The sequence below is a fragment of the Paenibacillus sp. J22FR21 genome (assembly GCF_056269135.1).
Map to the genome: position 1 here is coordinate 231276 of NZ_JBWDNJ010000005.1, position 23296 is coordinate 254571.

Consider the following 23296-nt stretch of genomic DNA (forward strand, 5'->3'; position numbering starts at 1 on the left):
GACTTCCGGGTCTGACTCGCCCCTCTGCCGCCTCCTACGTTCTGCCCCGCCAACTGTTCCCACCTCTTATAAAACTGATCAAGCATGCCATGTATTTGATAGAAATACGTGCTCTGAGGTGCCAGATCGAAATCATTCAGAAAGTCTTCGCCAAAAATTCTAGACGCCTCTTGATGAATGCATCCATGCAAATTCGAGCCCTCGATAAACAACCCGAGCTGATCCAGCGTGCTGAACGACTGCAAGTTATTCATAAGGCGCGCTTCGGCGTTTCTGTTGTAACAGCTGGTGTTGCGGATCGCCTCAGGCACACTTTGCCACGGCGCGACCAGCTGCGGGTCATACCCTTGTTGATAATACCACTGCAGCGCTTTATTGATAAAATAACGATGGAATTGCATAAACTTTGCACCATATCCCGCCGGCAGCTGCGAAGGATCATCGTGATGATTGGCATGGTGCCATTGCACATGCTCCTGCAGAAGTGCTGACGGAAAATTCTGAATAAACGGCATACCTGTCCCCTCCTATGCCAAACGTCCATTTCCAGTTAGTCTATGCCGGTGTCCCGGGAGGGGTTCATCACAAATAAGGGCTGCCTCACCGAAGTGAAGACAGCCCTTACAGAGGAAGACGGTTCGCCAATCAAATTTAGAAGTTGTTACAATTTCCCATCGATACGCAAATGTCGAATGTAATGCGGACGTCGCAGCAATTACCAAACACACATGAAATGCGTACACAAGCCATACGGCCTTGGTGGAAGAAACAGACAACGTTACAGTTGGAGCCGATCAACTCTTCAATGACTTTACGATTTCTGCAGCGGATAGCACGCACAAGCTTAGCAGCTGCTACCGGCGAACGAAGCTGACAGAACAAATCGGATAGATCCGCACCTGCCTCTTGGATACCTTCAACAGCGCCATCACGTTGATTACAACAATGGCTGCCGCTTCTGTTTCCCATCACTTGCTCGTTGGAAACACGCGCACCGCGAGATTTGCGGGATTTTGAAGCCACCTTTTGAACACTCTTCACTTTCAATTTAATTGACACCTGATTTCCTCCTTTCAAACGAACTACAATACACTATGAAAGGAGCGGTGTTCTAGTATAAGACAAGATTCCCGCAGCAAACGCATAACCTGAAAGCCGCTGTTTCTGCGTAGTCGATCGCCTTCCCCTCTATCAGCCTACCTCTTATAGCCGATTTGGTGTCATGACGGTATAATGGCCTGCTATTCCAAGCGATTGGATGCCTATATGAACAGCAATTCTATGACTATCCGAACATCAAAATAAGCGCAGCCTCCGAAACCTCGGAAACCACGCCCTTATTGGATTGTTATGGTGCTGGTGAAGGGAATTGAACCCCCGGCCTACGCATTACGAGTGCGTTGCTCTGCCCCTGAGCTACACCAGCTTGACCTTACTTTTGCTGCACATAACGGCTACTTTTTTCAATATACTGCAACGCTTTCTCATCGTCAATCCTCTTAATAGCATCTATCTAGGACTGCTGCGAGTCTCCTATTGAGCAAGAATCCCCCGTGATTAATCACGGGGGATTCGCCTAATTCGCATCCACCCGTCTATTAGCTACCTAACCCCACAGCCTACTGCGACGTCAGAGGCAACTGGTTGTGAGGTTAGAGGCGGCCACCTGCGAGGTCAGAGTTAGTTTGGTCCGAGGCCAGAGGCCGCTCGCGCCACTCGTCAGGAACACGCCATCACATCACAGCGCAACGTCTACTCCTGCGCCACCGTCGGCACGCCATACGGCATAACCGGCAGCCGCAGCGTGAACTTGCTGCCCTCGCCCTTTCGACTCTCGAGCGACAACGTGCCGCCAAGCAGCCGGGCTAGCTGCAGGCTGATCGACAGGCCAAGCCCTGTCCCGCCATAATTGCGGTTAATGGAGCCGTCTTCCTGCTGGAACGCCTCAAAGATTAACTGCTGCTTCTCCGCCTCGATGCCGATGCCGGAATCGATGATGGAGAACAAAATTCGCTGCGGCGACACCATTCGCACGGCCGGGCGGCCCCACGACACCGGATTCCAGTTCCGAAGCGTCCGTTTCTTCAGCGCTGACGGCTCGATCGGCACGCCTCCCTCAACTTTGACAACGAGCTTAACAGAGCCCGATTCAGTAAATTTGAAGGCATTGACCAGCAAGTTTCGCAAGATCTGATTGACCCGCAGCGCATCGGATTGCATAGCCTCCGGTACAGCCGGGGAAATTTCGGTTTCAAAGAGCAGCTTCTTCTGTCCTGCGACTGGGAGAAACTGCTGATGCAGCGTTTGGACAAGCTCCTCGATCGACAGCGGCTCGATGTTGACGTCCATCTTCCCGGCTTCCACCTTGGAGAGATCGAGAATGTCATTGATCAGCTGCAGCAGATCGTTTCCTGCCCCGTTAATCAGCTCCGCATATCGGACATCCTCAGCACTATACCGACCCGTATCCTCTTCCTGCATTAACTGAGACAGCAGAATAATACTGTTCAGCGGCGTCTTCAACTCATGCGACATGTTTGCAAGAAACTCGGATTTGTATTTGCTCGCCAGCATCAGCTCGCGAGCCTTCTCTTCCACATCACGCTTAGCCTCCCGCAGCTCACGCGTCTGTCTGCGCAGCAGCATATTCATGGTTCGCAGCTCGTCAACGCGCTGCTGCTCCTTCTGGAAATCACGAATGATAAAGATTAGCAGCGCACATAACAAGAGCCGCAGCGGCAGCGCGTAGATGCCAAACTCCTGCCAATACGTACGCACACTCATAAGATCCAGATGGAGCAAGGTCAGGGTCACAATTAAAGCATACACGACATTTACTACAAGTAAGGTGGCTGTACTTTTCCAGATGAATCGCCACGGCTTCCATTTCAACCAATTGCTTAGCCAAGCACTGACGAGACCCACGATAACCATGTTTAAGAATCCTGCTATGGCCGCTTCATCGAAGTCGAGAAATAGCCGTCCGAAGCCGATACCCACGCCGATCAGAGCGATGACATAAGGGGATGGAAAGACGAGCACAGCAATAATGAGCGGCGCTATGCGCAGATCAAGCAGGTGCAAATCGCCCATCCGCGGCCCGAATGCCATCGCACACCAACCGCCGACTATGAACATCGCTATAGTCAGACCGTATTTGACACGATTCGACGCATATTGAAAAAGGTATCTGTACCCCAAATCAAACAAATAAGCAAGAGCGATGAGCAAACTGATATTGGCGAACAATGCTTTTGCATTAGTCAAAACGTGATCCCCCTGCCTTCCGATTGTTGGTTATTACCCTATATTTGGTGGAATGACACACGGGTGGATTAATATTGTACCACTTCGCAAATAATACCATTACCCCCCTGCTCAAATTGCCGAATTTTGTTGTAATTTGTTAGAAAAGGTTAAGTAAATCAAACAAAAGTCTCATTTCGATTTTATAAGTGACTAAAAGATTTTGTATACAATGTGGTTATTAAAGTAAACGGAGGCGCATTCCCAATGACAAAGGTCATTACCTTCAAAAATCGTTCCGTACCAGTCCACTACCCATCCGAGCAACTATCCTACATGGAGCTCCTGCACAATAAATTGTTGGAAATGGAATTCAACTTTGATTTCCGTAAGAAGTGGAAACGTATCAAGTCCGTTGAAATGATTCGTGACGTCGCTATTTTACAATACAGTGACGGTACAAAGCTATATCTGGAAGTGTGCTAACGGAATCCCCCTCCGCCTTGCATACACCGCAACGAAAAAGGCAGTCCGCAAGTTGGCGTACATTCGATGTGTCGAATGTGCGCTCGTGCAGACTGCCCTTTTATTTGATTACACGGACTGAAGCTGAAGGAGATGCGTACCGATGGCTTCTTCTTGCATCGGCATGCCGAGCAGGTACCCTTGATAGAAGTCGCAGCCCCATTGCTTCAACAGCTCCAGCTGTCCCTCGTACTCTACGCCTTCTGCGACCACCTCAAGACCAAGCTCATGCATAAGTGCGATTAATGCCTTCACAATCGCACTATCCGCGTCCTGGTCGCAAATATGCCTGATATACGAGGTTTCCAGCTTCAGCGTATGGAGCGGCAGAATCCTTAAATAAGTCAATGACGCATAACCGATACCGAAGTCATCCAGTGAAATGCGAATGCCTAAATCACTTAGCTGCTTCAGAACCGCGCACGCCTTCTCACCACAATCGATCATGCTTTTCTCGGTAATTTCGATTTCCAAGCCTTCTGCCGACGTCGCTGTTTCTTCCAGTATGCGCTGCAAAGATTGGACGAACTCCGGCAGAACAAGCTGGTTCGGCGATAGATTAACAGATATGATCATGTTCGCCAGCCCTCTGGCGCCGGTCCTGTTCAGCATCCCGCAAGCTTCACGGATGACCCACTCGCCGATTTCCACAATTTGACCGCTCTGCTCAGCAAGCGGAACAAATTCCTCCGGCAAGAGTAAGCCGAGCTGTGGGTGCTGCCAGCGCAGAAGCGCCTCAAAGCCTCTCAACCGCCCATTCACCTCGTATAGAGGTTGATAATAGAGCGACAGCTCCTCGCTCTGCAGAACGTTGCGCAGCGCGATTCTGATGGCTTCTGTCCGAAGAATCTGTGCAGCACCGTCTTCCGCATATACAACAACCTGGTTGCCGCCTGCTGCCTTCGCTTGCTGAAGTGCAGTTTCAGCATGACGAACGATCCGCTCTGCCGTCTCACCGTCTGCTGGATAGCTGCTTACACCGATACTGCATAAAGGCTGCAAATTCTGTCCGCGGACCTCCAGCCAATCCTCTGCGGTCTTCTTCAGCTCTTCGATGAGCTTGTTCGATTCTATAGGCGCATCGTCCATTTTCACAAGTCGGAATAAGAGGAATGTATTGCCGCTAAACCGGAATACCGAACCTGACCAATGCGTAAGCTCGCACAGTCGATTGGCCATCTGACGAAGTGCCTCGTCGCCGAATGCAGTTCCTCTGGTTTCATTGATGAGATAAAAGCGATCCATATCTACTAGCGCTGTAAGCACGCCTCTATTGCAGCTTCTTGCCAAGGAAACCGCTCTTGCAAGCATCGCAAACGCAGCCTTCCGCCCCGGCAAGCCTGTTAGTGAATCATATACCTGATCAGCAGGCACATTCCCACGACGCTGCGAAGCAGCCCGCTGAGAGAATGGATCCCTGACTTCCATCACCAATCACCGATCCTTTCGACCTAACCCCAACATAGCTACACTAGGTCAATTATCACATAAAAGCAGTAGGAATAAAGTAGGTATGTAAGGTTCCTGCATTAATTTTAGCTAAAAAAATGCGTAAAAAAGCTCTCTGCCGCATAAGTTTCGTGCCCCGGCACAGAGCTTCTGTTATTTCTGTCATTTTATGGTTTGTTTCATGAAAAAAGCAGCGCTTCAAAGATGCGCTGCTTTCGATCCGCTTTCATGCAAAGCAGCGCAATACTATCGCGCCGCATTTGCATGATCAATATACCGATTCCACCTCAGTAACATACTTATACCCGACTCCCCAGACGGTGCGGATATAGTGCGGCTCCTTCGGGTTCTTCTCTAGTTTGCGTCGTAGATTCACGATATGTACATCGATTGCTCGATCCGTAACAAAGGAGTCAAACCCTCGAATCGCATTAATTAGGTCTTCTCGGCTGAATACTTTACCGGGATGTGTAAGAAACAGCTTCATCAGTTCAAACTCGGAGAAGGTCGTTTCGACAAGCGTTCCGCGCACAAGCAGCAATCGCCGCTCCGAATCCAGCCTGATTGTCGTCTCGGCTTTCTCGTTGTCGTTCTCTGCTTGAAGGGCGCCTTCAGCGACCGACGTTTGCATCAGCTTCGCTCTGCGAATAAGCGCTTCTACACGGGCACTCAGCTCGTGCATGGAGAAGGGTTTGCATAAGTAATCGTCCGCGCCCGCACGCAGAGCTTGGACACGCTCAGATACTTCAGACTTCATAGATACAATCATAATGGGAACCGAGGAGTGCTGGCGTATTTGGAGGCACAGCTCTGTACCATCCCAGTCAGGTAGCATGAGATCGAGTAGAACGACATCCGGTTCGAACTGTTCCAGCAGCTTCAATCCTTGCCCGCCGGTAGCAGCCTGTTTAATTTCGTAGCCCTCTTCAGACATGTACATGGACAGCATATCGCTCATCATCACATCATCTTCGATAACCAGTATTTTGTACATGTTTCTCACCTCATGAAGGGATTCATGAATCGACTAATCTTCTTACTACTAATATACAATAGGAAGATCAACCCAACAATAGATTGTTAGAAATTTGTTAGGATATATTGTCGAATTCTGTCAACTCTGACAAATGAGAAATAAGTTCTTTCAGAACCTCATTCACTTCCGCTGCGGCTGTATACACCGCGTCAATTTCCAGCCATTCTTCCGACGCCTTTAGCAGTTGCTCCAGATCCTGCGCGGTTCTGGCCAGCTTGACTGCAGACAAATTACCCGCAACCCCTTTGAGCGTATGTGCCATCCGGCGAGCCAGTGCAAAATCCCCGTTCGTCAGCGCTTCATGCAGCCGCTCATCAAAACTTACGTAATCCTTCACAAACAGCTTTAACATATGGTTCAAAATATCTCGCTTCCCATTCACCCGCTGCAGCGCCGCTTCCAGTTGCAAGCCGGGTATCCCCTTGTGCAGCCATTCGTCATCCAGCGATTGAACAGGCACATAGACAGCGCCTACGGCATCACGTTCTCTGGACTTCGTCTTGGCCGGCTCGACACGCAGTTCCCCTCCGTAACGAATCCACTTCGATATGATCTGCAGCAGTGTACTCGGAGAAATCGGCTTCGTCAGTACATCATTCATGCCCAGCTGCATATACCGATCATGGTCCTCCTGCATAATATTCGCCGTAAGTGCCACGATAGGCAGCCGATCATACTTCGAGTCTAGGCGAATAATTCGCGCTGCCTCATCGCCGTCCATCTCCGGCATATGGATGTCCATAAGAATGAGATCATAACGTCGTGTGGTTAGTTTCCGAAGTACTTCGGTGCCGGTCTCCGCCACATCCACGGTAAAACCCCATTCGCGCAGATGTTCCACGGCAACCAATTGATTGATATCGTTATCCTCAGCAAGCAGAATAGCGCCGCTTGGCCGTTTCGGCTTCTCTATAGCGGCAACAGCCACTTCGGCATTAGCCTCCGTCACAACCCGCTCCGTACGCTCACACAACGTCAATAACGATTGATAGAGACTGACCCGAGTGGCCGGCTTCACCAGAATCGCATCCGGACGTTTCTCCTCCGGCAGCTTCAGCAGCTCCTCGCGTCCGTAGGCTGTCGTCAGCGCAATCGTTTTAACCCCGGCATCCCTCGCCGTTTCATGCATATCATGCCAGGTCTCTTCCCCGTACATATCAGACATTTCAAAGTCGAGCAGCAGCGCGAATGGCCGTACACCTATGCCAGACCGAAGCAGCCTCTCTTGGGCTGTTTTCCATGAAGTGAGCGCAATTGGCGTCAATCCACTATCTTCGAGTCCAATGCAAAGCCGCTGACTAAGCAGCTCGTAATCCTCGACGACCCAGACGGAGTACTCTTCGCCTTGTCCCAGCACGAATCGGCCCTGCTGCCGTTCCTCCGCTATTGGAAGCTCAATCGTAAAGGTAAACTGACTGCCTTTGCCGATCTCGCTCTTCACTTGAATGGTGCCGCCCATCAGTTCGACTAGTCGCTTCACAATGACCAGCCCAAGACCTGTTCCGCCGTATTTACGATTCGTGGCAGCATCCGCTTGGACAAACGGCTTAAACAGCTTGGACAGCTGCTCTTCCGTCATGCCGATTCCGGTGTCCTCCACAAGGAAAGCAAGCCGCACATTCTTCTCTAAGCGCCCTCGCGATTGCAATTGGACCTGCAGCTTGACATGCCCGTGCTCCGTAAACTTAATCGCATTCACACATAGATTCAGCAGTACCTGCTCAATTCGCAGCCAGTCTCCGATCAATTGCTCCGGCAAATCATTCGGTGTATCAATAATAAATTGGAAGCGTTCCTTGCCGCCTACGAACATACTGAGCAGCTCGGTCAGCTTATGGATCATACTGTAAGGATCAAACGGCATTTCGTTCAGCTCGATTTTACCGGCCTCGACTTTAGCAAAGTCCAAAATATCGTTAATAATCGAGAGCAGCGCTTCGGAGGAATCTCGCGTCTTATGGAGATAATCCAGCTGCAGCGAAGTCAGCTCCGTCTTCTGCATCAGCCCGGTCAGACCGATGATACCGGCCAGCGGAGTTCTGATCTCATGGCTGATTTGCGCCAAGAAGTGGCTCTTGGCCAAGTTGGCACTTTCCGCCTCGCGCCTTGCATGCTCAAGCTCGAACTGCACCCGTTTATGCTCCGAGATATCACGGGCAATACAGGAATAGAAGGTTTCGCCAGTCTCATCATCACGGTGAACGACAAGGATCTTGGAAACCGGAATAAACTCCCCTTGAACCGTCCGCAGCAGCACCTCGTCCTCTTGGTAGCCGTAGGCTTGGGCATCCTCGATTCCTTGCAGCAGCTCGCCGATGGTGCGCATCGGCATTTCATCATTGTCATTATAGGATTTATGTATGCCAAGAAGCGCTCGACCCGCCGCATTAATGTAGAGCAGACGGCCTTGATCATCGAACATCGCGATAAGGTCCTTCGCAGCCCCCATAACCTTGAACTGTCTGTTGCGCGCCTTCTCTGCTTGCTTCTGCATCGTAATATCACGGGCAATCGCAGCTACACCGATAAAACGGCCCTCTCGGTCCCTCATCCCGTTCGAGCTGTGCGCAACCGGGAAGCTCGTCCCATCCTTACGAAGATAGTTCCACTCCCGTTCATAGGAGAACCGTTCCGATCGAAGCATTTCGAATACCGTAAGATCTGCAGGAACCGGGTAGCCATGACGTATAGAAAGCCGTTCAGACTCCCGCTGAATATCCGACGGATCAATAAACAGCAGTCCCGTTGCTTTATTGATGACCTCTTCTGCTTTGTACCCCAGCATCAGCTCTGCCGCTTTACTGAAGTAAGTGACGCGATATTGATCATCCAGCACTATGAAGGCGAATTGATTCTGGTTGATCATCGCATCCATGCGGCCGAACATGCCGCTCAGCTGCACCTTCATTTCATTGACCGAATGCGACAGCTGCGAGATCTCATCGCCGCTGTCATCCAGTACGTTATTCACGTCAAATCGACCGGCGGCGGCCGCTTCCGTTACATTGATTACGCGTTTAATCCGTCTGATGATATGATCGGAGAACAAGAAGAACAGAATCGTCAGCATAGCCTCCGCAATAACAATAGAGAGAACAGAACGCCACTTAATCGCTTCCAGCGGCTGCCTAATTTCAGATAGGGATACGTTTAATCCAATATGCCAGGACGTACCTTTTACAGCGGAGAAGAACAAGATGGAGGAGCCGGATTGCCCATCCAGCTCAAAATAACCCTTATCATTAACGAGCATATCCAGCGCGGCCGGCTGGAATGGCAGCTCTTCGGACAGTATCGATTTCGAGGACAAGTCAAGCAGCCCGCTATCCTTGGGCGCTTCGATAATTTCTGCCTTATCGTTATACATGAATAATCTGTCGGTTGTCCCCACCCGAATATTCAAATGTTCGCTGTACATACGCTCGGCGAGCAAGGAGGCATAGATAATGCCGATGACCTCGTTGGTCGTGCCGTATACCGGAACTTGGATCACAATGATTTTGCTCTTCGTGCTGCCATTTGTCATCGGATCTGTCACGACGACCCGACCGCTCATAGCTATGGGAAAGGAGGGGTCATTAGCTAATTCGATGATTCTTCCGTCGCTGAGCAGCGCTTTGCCGCTTGGATCGGCATAACCGATCGTCTCAAACGGCGAACCCGTTCTGCGCGTCTCATTCCAGAAATAAGCTTCTCGCTCAAAATTCGCACCGAAACGGACTTGATCGGTTCGGCTCATCACTTCTACCTCTGCTCGGCGGGTATCGATCCATGACGACAAATTGTTTGCTGTATTTTGAACCTTCGTATTCGCCTTCTCGATTAGCGCTTCCATTATGGTATGCTGGGCTGCTGAGTAATTGCCGTAGCCGACTATCGTCAGCGCTCCTGAGGTCACAACGAGGATAAGGACAAGAACTTTGGTTCGCAATGAGAAACTTCCCAATCTAAGCCCTCCAGTAAGAAACAATGGTAGTAATTCCCCTATTATACCTTGAGAGGAAATAGCTTCATAGATCATGCTGGAGTTTCACGTTCGATATCGCCCTAGGAATTTGTTTGCATTTGCTCAACCTGCAAGCGATGAATGTAATAATGTTTGGAGCAATAGCCTTTACTGATCGACGATTTCTGGCATTTCACCCACTTGCACAGCGTGGGCTCTGCGGATTGACGGACCTTGGTCACGACCGGATCCCCGTGTCTGCGCCAGCGCTGATGATGCATGGAGCACATGCTCTTCGCCTTCACCGGTTTGTCACATTCATTAACGGTACAATTTTGCATACAAATTCGCCCTCTCGATGTAAATACAATGATGCAGCTCTATGTATTATTATGAGTGAAAATGCTTCATTTGGAAAGTTGCCAATCTTGCATTTTTGCTGGCGAATGTAGCATTGCACGATCCGCTTGGATGATAATCGGAAGACCGAATAATAAAAATATTCATAAATAATCATAATTACTTATAAATAATCAGTTGATAATTCAGTTTTGCGCTCTTATACTGTTCTATAAACGACGAATGGATTGCGTTTACATTCGATAGATTGTACATGCACTCAACAGCCAAAGCCGATTGCGAGGGATAGCCAAAGTGACACTATTGACCGCTATATTTCATACCATACGAACGCCATTAGCTGTTGTTGTAGGACGGGGTGACGACATACGGTTTAACAGAGCAAACAAGGCCTTCTCCAATCTTGTGGGCTGCTCTGAAGCAGAACTGGCAGGCTTGCCGCCAAGCAGACTGTTCTCAGCCTGGAACAATAACAATCTGCTCACCTCCATTAGTTCTGAAACTGTGCTGTTAGATCGGCCGAAACCCGATGAGCCGCAGCGACTGCTCCTCACCTGGGAAGCCGTGAAGGATACGGAAGAGCCAGCCTATCTGCTCACAGCCGAAGATATTACAGCCAAGACCTGGATCGACACGATGAGCAGCTCGAAGAAAGTGATGTTCTCCGGCATATTAAACGATCGTTATGTCATAGAGCGGTATTATCAACATGATTCTGCACCTCTGTTTGGCCGCCTCTTCCGTATTCAGCAAGAGTCTCTGCATGTGTTCTTCAATAACCATGATCGCGACCGTCTGATCTATGCGCTTGAGCAAGCCTCTCTTCACAATCGAATGGACCGCATTGTCGTTCAAACCAAGCTGGCCGCCAATACCGCCCAGCTGGAGCTGCATATCACCTTCCGTCCATTCTACAGCGGCGATGGTGTACTGAAGCACTTCGGTTTCGTTGTGACCGATGTCCAGACGATTTCGGAGGCCGTCGACCCGTCGGTTACGTTAAAAGTGCTGATGGCGCGCAGTTATATGTCAGCTCAGCAGCTATCCATCGAAACCGGAATATCGCTGCAGACGATTTCGAAGCTTCGCAATGGCAAGATCGGCAAGCCGCAACGGCAGACCGCGATGCTCATTGCATCCAAGCTGAACGTGACGCCTCAAGATATTTGGCCGTAACCAAGATGCAGTTATCCTTATAATCACACAAAAGCGGAGATCCCAAGGATCTCCGCTTTTCTATGTTTTGAGCTTCCGTCGTGGCACTTTAATTCCCCGATAATAGTAGGCTGAGTCGCTTCCCAACTCTAACGGTTGTGACAGTGGTTATTTGGCTTATATAGACCCATTTCATTTTCTAAGGGTTGCCAACGAGCTTATTTGAACATTTCCCACTGGGAATCGACCAATCTGGTGCAAATAACGTCTGTCACAACCGTTAGCTTTTTACAAAGGCATATTTCCACGTAATAGCCACGCTGACAACCGTAAAAATTTTGTTCATCAAGTATAGACTACAATGAAGCAGCAGCCGAGACTTTCACGGGCAGCATGAAAGAGGAGATCCCTCCTAAGGATCTCCTCTTATTCGCATTATTGCGCTGCTTTATGTACGAGCTTCAAGCTGCGACTGTTCGCCGCGATCTCTTCGAAAAATTCCGCATCCGCAGCAGCCAAACGTCGCCAAGCTTTGACACAGGTAGGATCAAAGTGAGCTCCGCTGCCTTGAATGATAATATCCATCGCTTCCTCATGCGTCATCGCCTGGCGGTAAGAACGCGAAGAGGTTAGCGCATCATAGACGTCCGCGATCGCCGTTATACGAGCCAGCAGCGGAATACTCTCGCCGATCAGCCGATCCGGATACCCGGTTCCATCCCATTTCTCATGATGGGAACGGATAACCGACAGCTCGTCTTTCAGGAACCCGAGCCTCTTGCACATATCATAGCCGGAAACCGGATGACGTTCGATGACTAGCCGTTCTTCCGGCGTAAGCTTCCCTGCCTTGTTCAAGATCGCATCCGGCACCCTCAGCTTCCCGACGTCATGCACAACGCCGCCCTGCGCAATGGCGCGCAGCTGATGCTTGTTGAGTTCCATCTCCTCGCCAAGTCGAAGCGCATACAGCGCTACGCGATTGTTATGGCCAGCTGTATAGGCGTCGCGCGCCTCCGTTGCCATAATAAGCGCCTGAACGCTTGGCGTCTTGCAGGCTTCAAGCCAAGCACGCGGATCGGATTGAAACAATACTTTCAGCGAATTGCTGAAGGATCCTTGCGAGAAGTACTGCCGAAGCAGTCCAACTAACATGATGACCATAGAGAACAATAACAATAGGTGATAGAGCCACCAGCTTAATTTCCAGGCCGTGCCCATGACGATGATATATTGAGCCGCGATAATGAGTCCGACACTATGAACAATCGCGCGCTGCAGCGGGAACCCGGCACTTCGGTACGATTGCCAATACCGATACATCGTCCACACACAGGTTATACAGGTGATCGACGCGGCGATCCATTTGTATGGGTCAATATTAAGCGGAATATTGTCTATGAGATGCGGCTGCTGCAGGGCGAGCAAGAAGACGAAGCCGAGCAGCACCAGCCAAGCCGGGATGAGCCACGTTCGCATTTTGGAAAGCTGCCTAATAATGAATCGATCGGTCGATACGGAAGACAAGAAAAGCCACACGGAGGTAACCAATACGCTAAGCTGTGCCAACACACTCGGCAAATGCCCGGCATGAATGATGAATCCGGGCGTAGTCAGTCCATGCAACACGAATATACCGGCTAGCGACACATACGCAAGCGACATGAATCCAACCTTAATATTCCGCAGACGATGTCCGGCAATACCAACAGCGATGGCAGCCACAATTGCCAGCGCAGCCACAAGCGTTACAATTTGAAAATGCCGCTCCGGCGCTTCTACAGAAATATCGAGTGTCTTCAAGGAGCGCAGCCCTTCAAACAATAAAATCGGCAGGAAGACGCCCAGAATCGGTCCGATGGCGGATTTTTCTTTCATCTGCATGGGTTTAAGCTCCTTCTCATAGTTCTGCCTCTCCAAGTAACGCAAACGCCAAATTCAGTCGCCGACTTGAATGGTCGTAAACATCCCGCCGGCAGGCAGCGTGAAATTATTCGAGGCATGATGCGGGATATGGCAATGAAACGGCCAGCGGCCCGGGTTCCATGCATCGAATTGAATATCACGTGTCTCACCCGGTGCCACGAATACGGTGCTCTTCCGAAGTCGGTTCCAAGGCGGTACCTCATTGCCGTCATAAGCGGTTTCCAGCATCTGCACGCCATGCAGATGCATGGGATGCCCTTGCATCCCCAAATTAGCCAGCCGGATTCGAACGCAGTCCCTCACCCGCACATGAAGCGGCGACGTATTCGGGAAGCAGCGTCCATTCATGGTAAAGAAATTGAATCCATCCGATAAGGGGTCAACGTGATAGATCCCCGGGTGGAGTTCACCTTTCGGAAGGCCGTTCAAATGAAACTCCTGAAGCATATAGGCAAAGTCTCTGGTGACTAATTTCTCCTGTCGATTCGCAATGATTAGCAACCCGCCAAGCCCCATCATTTCCTGCCGTATGGATTCATAATGGCTGTGATACATATGTGTGCCGGGCGGATTCACAATCTGAAATCGGTAATCTAACCCGTACCCCGGCTGAATGAGAGGTGAAGGCTCAAACGGCGGCACACCATCCATCGCATTAGGCACGTCAAGCCCATGCCAATGAACACTCGTCGGCTCCGGCAAGTTGTTGATGACTCGAATTTGAACGAAATCCCCCGGCTCCACTACGATGGTCGGCCCGGGAATCGAACCGTTATATCCATAGCCTTGCATAAATACTCCTGGCAGAAGCTCCTGCTGAACCACACCGGCGAACAATTCAAAGCATTTCACCCCACCAATCACACGATAGGGCAGCAGCGGCAAATCCGGCGATTCTACCAAACACATCTCCCCCTATTCATAAACAACGAAGTTTATGCCGGGAAGTGCTAGAATATGACTTCTTCCTGATAGGTCTAATATCCTTCTTTCAGAATATCGGTATTTCGACAATAAAATTGTAGTTTCGCAGATAATTCCCAGAGATTTCGCAGACATAAAGAAAATAGGGCTCCGCTTGCTTGAATAAGCAATAGGAACCCTATAATTGTTCTACTTGGGGCCAACCGATAAATCGCCGGATCCTGTATGAATATGCACTGGAATGGATCCATTGCCGAAGAGCAGAACGTCGCGATCATCCTTGTCCGTCGACTGCTCACCACCATCCCAATCATTATCGAGGCTGCCAGAGCCGTGACTAAACGTTATGCGTGCCGATGTCGGCTGCTCATCTGTCTGAATCGAAACATCACCGCTGCCGGTCTCCAGATCCACAGGCTGTTCGAGTTCTTTCTGAATCAGATCGATATCGCCGCTGTTCGTTTCGATTTGAAGCTCTGCAGCACTATCCGTTAGTTCGACATCACCGCTGCCGACGTCAACCGTGAACTTCTTCGCCTTCAGGCCTTCCGTGGAAACATTACCTGAGCCTGCGTTCACCGCAATAAGATCCGTTGCCGTAACATCAGCGAAGCTTATGTTCCCGCTGCCGATCTCGGCTTCAATGGATTGCGCGTTCAACTGCTGGAGTGTCATATCCCCTGAACCGGTTTGCAGATTAATGCGGTCCACTTTCAACTGCGCCATATCAATATCTCCGCTGCCTCCATCAAACATCAGCTTCCGATACTGCTGCTCCGGCAGCTCTAACCGCAAATCCAGATTTAGAATGTTAATTCCTATTGTAAAGCCGACTCCATCCTGGACGGAAACCCGAAGGACATTGCCTTCTCTCTGAAGCTCCAGTTTTAATTTATCCCGATACTTCTTGCTGGCGCGGCCTGTCAGCTCTGCCTTCACTTCATTATTCGAGCTCGGGACGATGGTGATATCCAAGCTGCCGGTATCGATCTCAACCTCTTCAATGCCGTCACCGGCCACCGATTGCTCCTGAGTCACCTTCTCCGTTCCAAGGGAGAGCGCTCCGTCTTTGCGGAATGTGCCGAAGGCGCCGATCAAACCGACAACGAGCAGTATCAATGCGACAACGATCCAATTTCTCATCCTTTTTTCACCCTTATCACTCTGGAATTAAATTTCAAATAACTCAAGGTCATCTTGGCAAAAGCTCGTGTCAACCAATGCGCGCCTGCACCTATCAGCATCCCGAGCGCAATTAGCACCATGGAGAGGAAGGTTCCTTGCAGAAGCGTAATTCCGCCTCCAAATGCGCCTTCATAGATCGCCATTATGGAGGAGAGTCCGACTGCAATAGCTGTCGCCCATATCGCAACCAGTACGCCAAGCAGTCCGACGTAAGGGCCCAGCACGAAAACGAGATTGAAGAAACCTAAGCTGACTGCGGCGAGTACAGCTCGTGATACGAGCGTGATGCTTCCGCTCTTAATCGAAGCTTGATCGACGCGATAATTGAGCATCAGCTCCTTCGCAATCAGACGCGGATCGCCAAGCTCGTCGGCTGCTTCCGCTTCCGATCGACCATGCTCGGCTGCCATGCGAAAATGTTCTTCATAATCGTACATCCACTCCCTGCGAAGCGACTCCGGCACAGGTGACAGCAGCTCCCACAGCTGTCCCAAATACTGCTCTCTGATCATCGTTCGACACCCTCCTTAATCAATTCATCCACTGCGACGGAGAATGTCCGCCATTCACTGATTAGCCCCATGAGATGCGTATGCCCTTTAGGCGTGAGTTTGTAATATTTGCGCGGAGGACCTTCAGATGATTCTTTAAGATAGGTTGAAAAATAACCCTCCTGCGTCAAGCGGCTAAGCAGTGGATAAACACTGCCGACAGCGACCTCGAACTTCGCGGACATGGTGACCGCAAGCTCGTAACCATATCGGTCCTCCCAAGCGGTCAACGCAAGAACGCACAAATCGAGCACGCCTTTCTTAAACTGTACATTCATAGTCAACGCTCCTATACCATATCGTTAGGTATTCATTAATGTAGAATAGCTGATCAAAAAAAATGTTCCTGCTGCTATAGTATATCGTTGAGTATTCATTTATGCAATATAGCGTTTGAAAAATAGTTGTTTGCCCATGGAGAAGCTCTGTCGTTTTAGTACACCGCTGCAATATGGTATGCTTGTTCGCAAATAACCATACTTAGGAGGCTTCCACAATGAGTCAGAACCGCTATGAAGTACAATCACAACACGATGGAACATATACAATATACACGTTGACGGATTCCGTCACGAATTCTTCGGTTACGATCTGTCCTGAGCGAGGTGCGATTGCAACCAGCTGCATGCTGGGCGGCGAGGAGCTGTTCTATCTTGATAAAGCGACCTACCTTGATCCGGAGGCGAATATCCGCGGCGGTAATCCGATTCTTTTCCCGATCTGCGGTCAGCTGCCCGGCGGGCAATATGAATGGAATGGCACGGTTTATTCGATGCGTAATCACGGTGTTGCGCGGAATCGTGCTTGGGAAGTTGTTAGCGACTCCGATGCGGGCGAAGCCGCAGTGACGGTACGTTTGCGCAGCAGCGAGGCAACACTGACCGAGTATCCTTGGCAGTTTGAGCTGTTGTTCACTTATGCGCTCGTTGAAGGCGAGCTGCAAATCCGCCAGACGTACAGCAACCTGTCGGACTCTCCGATGCCGTTCTATGCGGGATTCCATCCGTACTTCCGTTCGGAGTCGAAGGATCTGGTGTATGGCACGGATGCGACGCGTTATTTGGATTATAACGACAATGAGGTTAAATCCATCGACGGCGTGATCTCACTTGATGGCTTGAAAGAATCCGTCGCTTTGCTTGATGCTGATGCGCGTTCCATTACCTTCCCCGGCCCCGATGGCCGTGGAACCGTTTCGTTAGCTTACAGTGATGCGTTCAAATACGTGGTGCTGTGGCAGGTGAACGGCTCCCCGTTCGTCTGCGTCGAGCCATGGATGGCACTGAACGGCGAGCTGGTGAGCAGAGATGAACTCCCGATGCTGGAGGCCGGCGGGAAGATGGAGCTGTTCGTGAAGATCGGGTACAGCGGGTAGGAAGCTGCTGATCTAAATCGGGTACAGCGATTAGGAACGTCATTAGCGAAGAAGGGCCAGACATCCTGCGGATGTCCGGCCCTTCTTCTTATTATTGGCTCGCCGACTGAGTGGCCCTTGCGCTGTCGGGCCATTTGGCGTAGGTGAGGCGCATGTATGAGCGGTACTGTGTACCTCTCTTCAGCCGATATCCACCATTCCCGGCGCATGAGAGGTACCACGTACCTCACTTGCCCGCAATAACCTCGATAGCTGCTCATGAGCGGTAACCGTTACCTCTCACACCCACCAAAAGTTACTCCAAACCGATCTTCAACTAATTATGCCGTATCTGCTTCATTCGTCGCTTTCCCACCATAGTGCTGCTATGAAAACAACTCTCCGGGCAGACTTCTGCACGAAAATTCGCTGCTTCCGCTTCCATGTAGACCTCTGGGTAGGCTTCTTCCTCGAAATTAGATGCTTTGGCTTCCATGTAGACCTCTGGGTATGCTTCTTATACTTAGGAGCTACTCTTGTGTTGTCCTGGGTTCTACTCTTTCGCCGAACTCACCATTTCACCACCAATGTGTTGTCCTGGGAGCCACTCTGAAAGTTAACTTCCACCACTCCGCATTATCTACTTTGCTCGACACCTCCAACCTTTGCACCGCCTGAGCTATTGCACGCGGCAGGCTATGACTTGCCGCTCGAACTTGCCCTTGCGGACGATGCAGCGGTCGGTGATGGTGAAGCCGACTTCCGCAATATCTTCGTCGATGTGCTCCGTCGTGACGATGATGACGCGCTTCGCCAAGCGGCCCGCGCTGCGGAGCATAGCCACCCGCTCCGCAGACGGCAGCTTCGAGCACAGATTGTAAGGCAGATCGATGATCGCCGAATCGAAGGCGCGTCGATTGCCGCCAGACCCTGTGCCACCTGACGCTGCGTCGCCAGCCCCCCGTGAGAGTAAATCACTCGGTTCTAGCGTCGTCATATCCGCGAGCTTGACCACGTCCGGCATGCCGAAGTGAGCCAGATTAATACGGGCTCCCTTCAACGCCAGCGGGTTATTGTCGAAGCCAACGATGGAGATGCCCATCGACAATGCCTCGATAATGACCGTGCCGATGCCGCAGCATGGGTCGACCACCTGCTCATCCGTCGTCGGCGCGGCAATATTCACGACTGCCCGTGCCACACGCGTACTAAGCGCAGTGGAATACGGCTGCGGTTTATCGTTGTACTTTAGCCACAGCGCCTCGCTTTTCTCATACTCCCCGAATAGGTAGCGTCCATCCGCGTAGGCTACGCCAAATAACCGATCGGGCCGCCGCATCTCCGCTTTGCCAACGATCTGCCAGCCGATCTCCTTCTCGATCGCCCGCTGGCGGTCGAAATCAAACGACACACGCTCATCGCCGCCCCCGACAAACACGACTTTGAACGTTCTTCCCTCAAGCCGAACGGCATCCGCAACCTGTGCTGCAATACCGGCAGAGTCGTCTGCTTCGAGCCCAATACTGAGTTTCCCGCGGATAAACGGACTTCTCCCCGGTTCTATGTTTTTATCGCTTATCACACAACCATTATCTGGATCGAAGCCGAATAACGAGCGAATTTCCATATCACATAAGTCCGACTCATCCTCATGAGACGTGACCGGATAATAAAACCGATCTCCGGGTAGCTCTTCAACCGCCCCTAAACCTTTTACCACTTTTTGCACATTTTCACCCTCATCACCTAGCTGCTAAACACCTTAATATTACTGTCCCAAACTGCGGTAGGTTCGAAATACGATCGATTGATTGTAGTTGCCGAAGCCTTCACCGTAGATGGTCAATCCGCCGACGTGCTCGGCACCTTCCGGTACAGCCAGTCGGAGCAGCCAATCATTACGCGTCATCACAATATCCTGCAGCGACACATTCGACAAGCGCTGACCATCGATGAACGTCCCGTGGTTCGTAACCCGAATCACTTTAAGCCAGCCATATTGATTGACACTCCACCAAGAAGGGGTCAAGCGGCCGCGCCCTTCGCCGGAATCGCCGGGACTGGTCCAGACGCCAAGCAGCGTATCGTTTAAATGAAAATGAATGTCTGATGGCCAGTCCACGCGGACACCCGGGTATTCCGAGCCGATCTCAACCGAGATCTCAATTTCCTCGAGTGCTTGCCCCTGCAGCACATAATTGGGGATGCGGTATTCCACATACCCTTTGCCAAACCACAAAATTTGCGCGTGCATCCGTTCCGGTTCCATGAAATAACGCGGATCATCGAATTGGCCGATGATGTGCTCGGAGGTTGCAAGACCACAGGTAGGATGCACCTCGAAAGCGGTATAGTGGCCTACCGGAATCGACACCTCATGATACTCCCGTTTCGGCTCAACAGTCTGCGGAATGGTAATTTCCACGTGGCCGGCAGCAAGCGAACAGATTTTGTGCGTACCGCCTCCTCGCCGAACAAGCTTGGTCTCGATGAGACCGCCTTTCTCCAGCTTCTTGGCGTGCATGGTCAAGATCGCGCTGCTTAAGCCGAGTGCAGCTGCAAGCTCCTTAATATTCATAGGCTGCACCGTAAGAAGCTCCAGGATGCGCAGTCGCACATCACTTGCAAGCGCTTCGTAAAGAGGGAGCCATTTGCGGTCCAGGTTCGCTTTGATCATCGTGTACGGTCCTTCCGTCTCGCTTTAGTTAACAGATATATTAATTCAATTCCTGCAAAAAGAAAAGCTTGCACGTGCCACCCGAATTGCGGTTTAATTAGCGGTAGATGGATCTATTATATATTAATTAATTAATTATTTCATTAATCCAATGCAATCCAATCCAATTCAATGATGAAGAGGTGAATCCCCGCATGTCACTGAAAGCGAAAATGATAGTCGATAAGGATTTTACGATTGGCGAGGTCGATCCACGGATATTCGGTTCGTTCGTCGAGCATCTGGGGCGCGCGGTATACGGGGGAATTTATGAGCCGGGTCATGCGACTGCGGATGAGCAAGGCTTTCGCGGCGATGTGCTGGAGCTGATCAAAGGCATCGATGTACCGGTCGTTCGGTACCCGGGAGGAAACTTCGTCTCCGGCTATAACTGGGAGGATGGCGTTGGACCGATCGAGCTGCGCCCAAGGCGCCTTGAACTCGCATGGCGGACCATTGAACCGAATTTGTTCGGGCTCAATGAGTTTGTGGACTGGTGCCGCAAAGCGAACACTGCGCCGATGATGGCCGTCAATCTGGGAACGCGCGGTCCCGATGAAGCACGTCAACTTGTCGAATATGCCAACCATCCCTCCGGTTCGCAATTAAGCGACCTGCGCATTGCACATGGTTATAAACAGCCGCACGGCATCAAAACCTGGTGTCTGGGCAACGAGATGGACGGACCTTGGCAAATCGGGGCCAAAACCGCCACAGAGTATGGCCGAATCGCCGCCGAGAGCGCGAAGGTAATGAAATGGGTGGACCCTTCCATAGAAGTGGTTGCCTGCGGCAGCTCCAACCTCGGCATGGCTACGTTCCCAGAGTGGGAGCGCACGGTGCTGGACCTTTGCTACAATGAGGTCGACTACATCTCCCTGCACCAATACTACGGCAACAGGGACAAAGATACGTCGAACTTCTTGGCCCAATCCATGGGTATGGATTCCTTCATCAATACCGTCATCTCCACCTGCGACTACGTACAAGCGACGAAACGAAGCAAGAAACGGATGAATCTCTCCTTCGATGAGTGGAACGTGTGGTATCACTCCAACGAGGCCGACTCCCGTATCGAGCCATGGTCCATTGCACCGCCGCAGCTCGAAGATGTTTATAATCACGAGGATGCGCTGCTTGTCGGAAGCATGCTGATCAGTATGTTAAAGCGAGCCGATCGCGTCAAAATGGCCTGCCTCGCGCAGCTCGTTAACGTTATCGCGCCAATTATGACGGCAAACGGCGGCGGAGCTTGGAAGCAGACCATCTATTATCCTTATATGCACGCTAGTATTTTCGGACGCGGTACGGTCCTTGTGCCCCTTACTTCTTCGCCGAAATATGATGCAAAAGATTACACCGACGTCCCGTACCTTGACGCGGTTGCCGTACACAATACGGAGGCCGGCGAAGTAACGGTGTTTGCCGTTAACCGCCACTTAAGCGAATCGCTGCCGCTCGAAATCGATCTGCGCAGCTTCGGCGAAGCTCGTATCCTTGAGCATATCGTGCTGGAAAGCGATGACTTGAAAGCCGCTAATACACTGGAAGCGCCAAACCGTGTCGCTCCTCATACCGGCGGCAATGCAGTTATTGAAGGCAGCGGCGTGGCAGCATCCCTCGGCAAAGCGTCATGGAATGTGATTCGACTTAAGCTGGCGTAAAGCGCAGCAGCAATAAACAAGAGCAGGCGGATACTTCTGACTACGAAGTACCCGTCTGCTCTTTCTTTTTCCTATAATCGACCGTCTGCAAAAGCTAAAATATACGTCCAATCCACCTCGGTCAAATCATGCTTGCCCGCGCGAATATGATAGCCGCAGCGCTCGGTATACAGCGGTGTATCCAGCTCCGGAAACGGCTCTGCCGCCAGTCCGTCAGCCTCGAACAACCGGTACGCGGGCTCTGCTTGCTGCAAGGATAGATACTCGGATGCCGGATCAGCCCACTCATCTTCCGCCGCGCTCGAAACATAGAGCAGCCGCGGTGCAATCAGCGCTAGCAGCATATGCTGATCAACCGGCAGCTCATCCTCGCGTTCATTGTAGCTTTTATAGTTCTCCGAGAACCAATGCGGGAAGTACGAGTTAATCTGATGAACGCGCTCCCCGACTTTCCCCCGCGAAATCGCCGCGCCGGTGCAGCCGGACTCATTGCTGACGACCATTGCAAAACGTTCGTCGAGCGCGCCGGCCCAGAGCGCGGTTTTGCCCCCGCGAGAATGGCCGATGACGGCAACCCGGGCCGAATCGACGTCCGGATCCGTCTCCAAATAGTCCATGGCGCGGCTAAGCCCCCACGCCCATGCGGAGATCGTGCCCCATGAATCCCCGGCGCGAGGGCGATCCTTCGGATCAAACAACCCGTGCACCCCGTTACGGAAGCCATCATGCTCGTCGGGATCGATGTCCTCGGCGGCAATCATCGCCGTGCCATACCCGCTGTCGATAATTTGCTCCACCGGCCAGAAAGGCGTGGAAGGCGATTCTCCTTCCCGCACCGCAGACAGCCTGCCGTGATCGAGCAGCAGAAACACGGGCCACCGCTTCTTCTCGGCTCCGCCAGAATCGGCAGGAACATACAAGGTTAAGCGAATGCGGCCTTGGCCGCCGCTTTCTCCTTCGCCATCCCCTACGAAATGTATATCGATGTTCTTGCGGACGGCCTTGCCATCTAAGCACGGCTCTTGCGCAGCAACGGCGAAGATCATCCATTGCGGCCGACTCACCGGCTGCCTGCCGTAAACATGCTCAGCGAATAGCTCAAGCAGCTCGGGCCTGCGCCGCTCCTTCCATTCCCCTGCCGAATCGATTTCTTTGCCATCAAGACTGACCAGAAGCTGCGGTATCGAACGTTCCACGGATTGTTCCTCCTTTGATAGCTGCATATGCCGTAATACATTCGACCCGGTGCATATTTTTCC

General features: G+C 51.3%; 18 protein-coding genes and 1 tRNA gene. 4 read left to right on the top strand and 15 right to left on the bottom strand.

Annotated features, from left to right (window positions below; all coding sequences use genetic code 11):
• Window positions 1-173: 173 nt before the first annotated feature.
• Window positions 174-491, top strand: a complete 318-nt coding sequence (locus tag AC0YNS_RS19535; protein ID WP_475782652.1) for a hypothetical protein — start codon at window positions 174-176, stop codon at window positions 489-491.
• A 160-nt stretch (window positions 492-651) separates the two neighbouring features.
• Here AC0YNS_RS19535 and AC0YNS_RS19540 read toward each other — a convergent pair whose 3' ends face one another.
• The 7 genes from AC0YNS_RS19540 to AC0YNS_RS19570 all read right to left on the bottom strand — a co-directional run bounded on the left by AC0YNS_RS19540 (window position 652) and on the right by AC0YNS_RS19570 (window position 10543).
• Window positions 652-1059: a hypothetical protein gene (locus AC0YNS_RS19540; RefSeq protein ID WP_475782653.1), complete on the bottom strand. Its 408-nt coding sequence runs from the start codon at window positions 1057-1059 to the stop codon at window positions 652-654.
• 292 nt (window positions 1060-1351) lie between these two features.
• Window positions 1352-1426, bottom strand: a tRNA-Thr gene (locus tag AC0YNS_RS19545).
• Between the two features lie 326 nt (window positions 1427-1752).
• A complete protein-coding gene (locus AC0YNS_RS19550; protein ID WP_475782654.1) occupies window positions 1753-3267 on the bottom strand; it encodes a sensor histidine kinase in 1515 nt (504 codons plus the stop codon).
• A 573-nt stretch (window positions 3268-3840) separates the two neighbouring features.
• Window positions 3841-5199 (bottom strand): putative bifunctional diguanylate cyclase/phosphodiesterase, encoded by a 1359-nt coding sequence (locus AC0YNS_RS19555; RefSeq protein WP_475782927.1) that lies wholly within the window; start codon window positions 5197-5199, stop codon window positions 3841-3843.
• A gap of 289 nt (window positions 5200-5488) precedes the next feature.
• Window positions 5489-6214 carry a response regulator transcription factor gene (locus tag AC0YNS_RS19560; RefSeq protein WP_475782655.1) on the bottom strand — a complete coding sequence of 242 codons (726 nt, stop codon included), beginning with the start codon at window positions 6212-6214 and terminating at the stop codon, window positions 5489-5491.
• A 97-nt stretch (window positions 6215-6311) separates the two neighbouring features.
• On the bottom strand, window positions 6312-10187 hold the full coding sequence (locus AC0YNS_RS19565) for a response regulator (protein WP_475782656.1): 3876 nt from the start codon (window positions 10185-10187) through the stop codon (window positions 6312-6314).
• Window positions 10188-10303: 116 nt separating this feature from the next.
• A complete protein-coding gene (locus tag AC0YNS_RS19570) occupies window positions 10304-10543 on the bottom strand; it encodes a hypothetical protein (protein ID WP_475782657.1) in 240 nt (79 codons plus the stop codon).
• 313 nt (window positions 10544-10856) lie between these two features.
• On the opposite strand from AC0YNS_RS19570, the gene AC0YNS_RS19575 reads away from it, so the two are divergent.
• Window positions 10857-11738, top strand: a complete 882-nt coding sequence (locus AC0YNS_RS19575; RefSeq protein ID WP_475782658.1) for a helix-turn-helix domain-containing protein — start codon at window positions 10857-10859, stop codon at window positions 11736-11738.
• Between the two features lie 414 nt (window positions 11739-12152).
• On the opposite strand, the gene AC0YNS_RS19580 is transcribed toward AC0YNS_RS19575, so the two are convergent.
• The 5 genes from AC0YNS_RS19580 to AC0YNS_RS19600 all read right to left on the bottom strand — a co-directional run bounded on the left by AC0YNS_RS19580 (window position 12153) and on the right by AC0YNS_RS19600 (window position 16581).
• On the bottom strand, window positions 12153-13601 hold the full coding sequence (locus AC0YNS_RS19580) for an HD-GYP domain-containing protein (RefSeq protein ID WP_475782659.1): 1449 nt from the start codon (window positions 13599-13601) through the stop codon (window positions 12153-12155).
• A 54-nt stretch (window positions 13602-13655) separates the two neighbouring features.
• Entirely contained in the window at window positions 13656-14546 is an 891-nt protein-coding gene (locus tag AC0YNS_RS19585; RefSeq protein WP_475782660.1) for a multicopper oxidase family protein, read from the bottom strand.
• A gap of 210 nt (window positions 14547-14756) precedes the next feature.
• The gene (locus AC0YNS_RS19590; protein ID WP_475782661.1) at window positions 14757-15710 is read right to left on the bottom strand and encodes a DUF4097 family beta strand repeat-containing protein; all 954 of its coding nucleotides are present in this window, start codon (window positions 15708-15710) and stop codon (window positions 14757-14759) included.
• The gene (locus AC0YNS_RS19595) at window positions 15707-16264 is read right to left on the bottom strand and encodes an HAAS signaling domain-containing protein (RefSeq protein WP_475782662.1); all 558 of its coding nucleotides are present in this window, start codon (window positions 16262-16264) and stop codon (window positions 15707-15709) included. The genes AC0YNS_RS19590 and AC0YNS_RS19595 overlap by 4 nt, the downstream gene beginning before the upstream one ends.
• A complete protein-coding gene (locus AC0YNS_RS19600) occupies window positions 16261-16581 on the bottom strand; it encodes a PadR family transcriptional regulator (RefSeq protein WP_091224208.1) in 321 nt (106 codons plus the stop codon). Before AC0YNS_RS19600 ends, AC0YNS_RS19595 begins: the two co-directional genes overlap by 4 nt.
• 218 nt (window positions 16582-16799) lie before the next feature.
• Between AC0YNS_RS19600 and AC0YNS_RS19605 the strand changes: the two genes are divergently transcribed.
• A complete protein-coding gene (locus AC0YNS_RS19605; protein ID WP_475782663.1) occupies window positions 16800-17678 on the top strand; it encodes an aldose epimerase family protein in 879 nt (292 codons plus the stop codon).
• A 658-nt stretch (window positions 17679-18336) separates the two neighbouring features.
• On the opposite strand, the gene AC0YNS_RS19610 is transcribed toward AC0YNS_RS19605, so the two are convergent.
• Together AC0YNS_RS19610 and AC0YNS_RS19615 are read right to left on the bottom strand one after the other, a co-directional pair.
• Complete coding sequence (locus AC0YNS_RS19610) at window positions 18337-19386, bottom strand: TRM11 family SAM-dependent methyltransferase (protein ID WP_475782664.1); 1050 nt, start codon at window positions 19384-19386, stop codon at window positions 18337-18339.
• Between the two features lie 39 nt (window positions 19387-19425).
• Window positions 19426-20334, bottom strand: a complete 909-nt coding sequence (locus tag AC0YNS_RS19615; RefSeq protein ID WP_475782665.1) for an ArsR/SmtB family transcription factor — start codon at window positions 20332-20334, stop codon at window positions 19426-19428.
• Window positions 20335-20528: 194 nt separating this feature from the next.
• Here AC0YNS_RS19615 and arfA point away from each other — a divergent pair, with 194 nt between their 5' ends.
• On the top strand, window positions 20529-22037 hold the full coding sequence (gene arfA / locus AC0YNS_RS19620) for an arabinosylfuranosidase ArfA (protein ID WP_475782666.1): 1509 nt from the start codon (window positions 20529-20531) through the stop codon (window positions 22035-22037).
• Window positions 22038-22108: 71 nt separating this feature from the next.
• On the opposite strand, the gene AC0YNS_RS19625 is transcribed toward arfA, so the two are convergent.
• A complete protein-coding gene (locus AC0YNS_RS19625; RefSeq protein WP_475782667.1) occupies window positions 22109-23233 on the bottom strand; it encodes an alpha/beta hydrolase family protein in 1125 nt (374 codons plus the stop codon).
• Between the last annotated feature and the right edge of the window lie 63 nt (window positions 23234-23296).

What these genes read in the sequence shown, in the direction of transcription:
- AC0YNS_RS19535 (WP_475782652.1), top strand. Translation starts at nt 174, where the DNA reads ATGAATGCATCCATGCAAATTCGAGCCCTCGATAAACAACCCGAGCTG.
- AC0YNS_RS19590 (WP_475782661.1), bottom strand. Translation starts at nt 15,710, where the DNA reads ATGAGAAATTGGATCGTTGTCGCATTGATACTGCTCGTTGTCGGTTTG.
- arfA (WP_475782666.1), top strand. Translation starts at nt 20,529, where the DNA reads ATGTCACTGAAAGCGAAAATGATAGTCGATAAGGATTTTACGATTGGC.
- AC0YNS_RS19615 (WP_475782665.1), bottom strand. Translation starts at nt 20,334, where the DNA reads ATGATCAAAGCGAACCTGGACCGCAAATGGCTCCCTCTTTACGAAGCG.
- AC0YNS_RS19595 (WP_475782662.1), bottom strand. Translation starts at nt 16,264, where the DNA reads ATGATCAGAGAGCAGTATTTGGGACAGCTGTGGGAGCTGCTGTCACCT.
- AC0YNS_RS19605 (WP_475782663.1), top strand. Translation starts at nt 16,800, where the DNA reads ATGAGTCAGAACCGCTATGAAGTACAATCACAACACGATGGAACATAT.
- AC0YNS_RS19555 (WP_475782927.1), bottom strand. Translation starts at nt 5,199, where the DNA reads ATGGAAGTCAGGGATCCATTCTCTCAGCGGGCTGCTTCGCAGCGTCGT.
- AC0YNS_RS19580 (WP_475782659.1), bottom strand. Translation starts at nt 13,601, where the DNA reads ATGCAGATGAAAGAAAAATCCGCCATCGGACCGATTCTGGGCGTCTTC.
- AC0YNS_RS19600 (WP_091224208.1), bottom strand. Translation starts at nt 16,581, where the DNA reads ATGAATGTACAGTTTAAGAAAGGCGTGCTCGATTTGTGCGTTCTTGCG.
- AC0YNS_RS19560 (WP_475782655.1), bottom strand. Translation starts at nt 6,214, where the DNA reads ATGTACAAAATACTGGTTATCGAAGATGATGTGATGATGAGCGATATG.
- AC0YNS_RS19570 (WP_475782657.1), bottom strand. Translation starts at nt 10,543, where the DNA reads ATGCAAAATTGTACCGTTAATGAATGTGACAAACCGGTGAAGGCGAAG.